3 protein-coding genes are annotated in these 3,175 nt (G+C 71.4%); 1 reads left to right on the top strand and 2 read right to left on the bottom strand.

Going from position 1 to position 3,175, the window contains the following annotated elements; all coding sequences use genetic code 11:
* Positions 1-129: 129 nt before the first annotated feature.
* Both add and E1266_RS36505 read right to left on the bottom strand, forming a co-directional pair.
* A complete protein-coding gene (gene add, locus E1266_RS36510) occupies positions 130-1,098 on the bottom strand; it encodes an adenosine deaminase (protein ID WP_132055050.1) in 969 nt (322 codons plus the stop codon).
* Between the two features lie 213 nt (positions 1,099-1,311).
* Complete coding sequence (locus tag E1266_RS36505) at positions 1,312-2,820, bottom strand: alpha/beta hydrolase (RefSeq protein ID WP_243719336.1); 1,509 nt, start codon at positions 2,818-2,820, stop codon at positions 1,312-1,314.
* Between the two features lie 121 nt (positions 2,821-2,941).
* Here E1266_RS36505 and E1266_RS39070 point away from each other — a divergent pair.
* Positions 2,942-3,175: hypothetical protein (locus E1266_RS39070; protein WP_207946138.1), on the top strand; the 234-nt coding region annotated here is incomplete at its 3' end.

The following is a 3,175-nucleotide window of genomic DNA, read 5'->3' as shown; positions in this document are numbered from 1 at the left end:
CCCATAACCACCCCCGCGCCGCCGCCCCGCACAAATCCGCGCAAGTGCTCCACGCGGTGCTCCCCGGTCGCGTGCGCATTCGTTCCAGGGCAGCCCGAGGCCCGCGACCGGGACAGATCCCGGCTGCGGTTAGGACAGCCAGGTTTCGATTTCCTGGTGGAGGCGGGTCTTGGTCTCGGTGGGGGCGAAAGAGGCGTCGACGCCGGCGTGGGCCAGGTCGGCCAGGGTCGGGTCGTCGTAGCCAAAGGTGTCTCGTACGCGGCTGTACTCGGTGGCAAGGGGGGTGTTGATCAGCGCTGGGATATCGGTATTGAGGGTCACGGCTAGGCCCGCCTCCCGGAGGCGGGGAAGGGGGTGGTCGTCCAGGGAGGCGGCGAAGCCGAGGGCGACGTTCGAGGACGGGCAGACCTCAAGCGGGACCCCGCGTTCGCGGACTTCGGCCACGAGGTCCGGGTCGTCCAGGACGCGGATGCCGTGGCCGAGCCGTTCGGTGCGGCCGGGGCCGAGCGCCTGCCGGATGCTGGCGGGTCCTTCGCCCTCGCCCGCGTGGTGGACGACGTGCAGGCCCGCGTCCCGCGCGGCGGCGAACACGTCATTGAACGGGTCGCCAGGGTGGGCCTCGTCGCCGGCCAAGCCGACCGCGACCACGCCGTCATGGCGGCGCGCGAGATCGAGCGTCCGCCAGGCGCGTTCCACGGACCGGCGGCGGGAGTGGTCGAGGATGAGTCGGCACTCGACGCCGAATGCCTCCTGCCCGGCCTCCAGACCCTCCAGGACGGCCGCGAGCGGCATGCCGAGGTCACCGAGGCGCTCACCGTGGCCGGCCGCCGTGAAGGAGACCTCGGCGTAGCGAGTGCCCTGCCCGGCCTCGTCCTCGCAGAACTCGTAGGCGACCCTCCGGAAGTCGGCGGGACGGCGCAGGCAAGCGCGGACGAGGTCGTTCTGCGCGAAGAACTCGGCGAAGCTCCCGAAGCGCACGCCGTCCTCAGGAACCTTGACCCCGTTGGCAGCGCCGATCTCGCGCAGCGTGCCCCACCGCACCGTGCTCTCGAGATGAACGTGCAGATGGACTTTGGGGAGGCTTATCAAGTCACGCACGCCCGCACGCTACGACCCCACCACCCCACGCCACCAGCCATTATTCACGCCCCAGGCGAGCATCATGCGCAACCTGAAAGTGGCCGGCCACCACCGCCCACCTGCGACCTGCGGGCACGCGCCGGAGGCAGTACTTCGGTGCATTGGGATTGGTCTCGTTGATGACTGCGTGAGGCCGCGATGGGGGGATCGCGGCCTCGGGTTGGGGTTTGGTCAGGGGTGGCAGGTTGGGTTGGTCGGGGGGAGGGTGCCGGTGGTCAGGTAGGTGTTGACCTTGGTGTCCACGCAGGCGTTGCCGTATTCGCCGTAGATGCCGTGGGCGGTGGTGTTGCGCAGGGTGAGCAGGCGGGACCCGGTCAATGCCCGGTGCATGGCCTTGCTGCCCTCGTAGGTGGTCGCGGTGTCGCCGGTGGCGGACACGATCAGAGCGGGGGTGGGGTTGGCGATGTGCGTGGGGCGCTCCCGCGGGAGGTTGGGCCAGAAGGCGCACGGCCAGATGTTGTTCTTGAGAGGGCCGAAGAGGGGGTGGCGGGCCCGGCTGCGCTGGACGTCGTTCCAGTAGGTGTCGGGGTCGCGCGGTGCGGCGCGGTCGCCGCAGGCGATCGCGGCGGTCGGGCTGGCGAGGGGAGAGCCAGCGCTTGTCAGGACGAACCTGAGGAGTCCGTCGAGTTCGGGGCCGGGCTCGGCTGGGCGGCGGTGCGCGGCCTCGTTCAAGGTCTGGACGATGGAGGCGAACCCCGCGCGAGCGGCGGGGCGGTCGTCGCCGGGGCCGAGGGAGAGGAGGTAGGGGACCGTTTGGTCGTCCACCTCGTAGGGGCCGACGCGGAGCGGGTGGTTCTCCGCGGCGGTGACGATCGCGTTCACGGTGGCGAGCACCCGGGTGGGGGTGGCGCCGAAGCCGTAGGTGCCATGACGTCCAGCGGCCCAGGTCGCCCAGCCGCGCAGGGCGCGTTCCGCCTCGTCCTCGGTGCCCTGCAAGGCCCGGGGTCCCCATTTGTTCGGGTCGCCTGCGCTGTCCAGGACGACGCGGTCGGTGCGGCCGGGGAACATCTGGGTGTAGACCGCGCCCAGGTAGGCGCCGTAGGAGTAGCCGAGGAAAGAGATGCGGCGCTCGCCGAGGACGCGGCGCACCAGGTCGATGTCGCGGGCCGTGTCGCGCGTGTTGGCGTACGGGAGCACGTCGGCGTGGCGCCGTGCGCAGCGTTCGGCCAGGTCGCGCTGCACCGCCGCCTGGTGGTCGAACCGGGTGCGGGTCGGGCCGGCCGAGCGGAGGAACATGCCGCTGGGCCAGCCGCAGTCGAGCGGTGTGCTGCGTCCGACGAAGCGCGGATCCAGGCCGACGAGGTCGTAGCGGGTGGCGACGTCCTTCATGGCCGCGCGCACCTGCAGGGGCATGCCCAGCGTGGGCTCGCCGGGGCCGCCGTTGTTGAGGACCATGGTGCCGATGCGGTGGGCGCGGTCGGTGGCCGGCAGCCGGGACAGCGCGAGCTTGATGGTGCGGCCGCCCGGCCTGGAGTGGTCGAGCGGGACGGTGAGCTCCGCGCACCGTGCGCCCGCCCGGTCGAGATCTTGGCCGACGCTGTCGTCGGGACCTTGGGCGCAGGGCTTCCAGTTCAGCCTCTGCGGCGGGACGCCGTCGGCTTTCGCGAGGGGCGCGACGGCGGCGGACAGAGCGAGCAGGGCCACGACCGGGGTCAGGCGTCCGCAGGTTCTCGCAGTCATCGATTTCATAAGCGAGGACGCTAATTCGGCCGGACATCCATCACGATACGGCTGGGGGCACGCGGCCTGGTACAGCCTGCTGTAGTGCCCGACCGAGACCCGATAGCGGACAATCATCTCCATGCCGGCGCACCGGGAGGTGCACATGCGTAATCGGGCTTTCGGCGGCTCCCCTCATCTGCCGAACACCCTCGCCACAGCAGTCGTGCTGCCGGCGGGCGGGGGCTCGGCGTGCCGCTCGGGCCGCCGCTGTCGTGGGGTGATTCGGGTGGGTGATCGGGCCTACGGCGGCTTGCTTTTGCCGGGGGTCCTTGTCGCGGCGCTGGTGCTTTCGGGGCTGCGCGTGCGGGTGGGG

Source organism: Actinomadura sp. 7K534 (genome assembly GCF_004348575.1).
GTDB lineage: Bacteria > Actinomycetota > Actinomycetes > Streptosporangiales > Streptosporangiaceae > Spirillospora > Spirillospora livida.
This window is presented reverse-complemented; position numbering and strand designations above follow the sequence as displayed.

Excerpts from the sequence above, each read along its gene's own strand:
- E1266_RS36505 (WP_243719336.1), bottom strand. The coding sequence starts at position 2,820 with ATGACTGCGAGAACCTGCGGACGCCTGACCCCGGTCGTGGCCCTGCTC.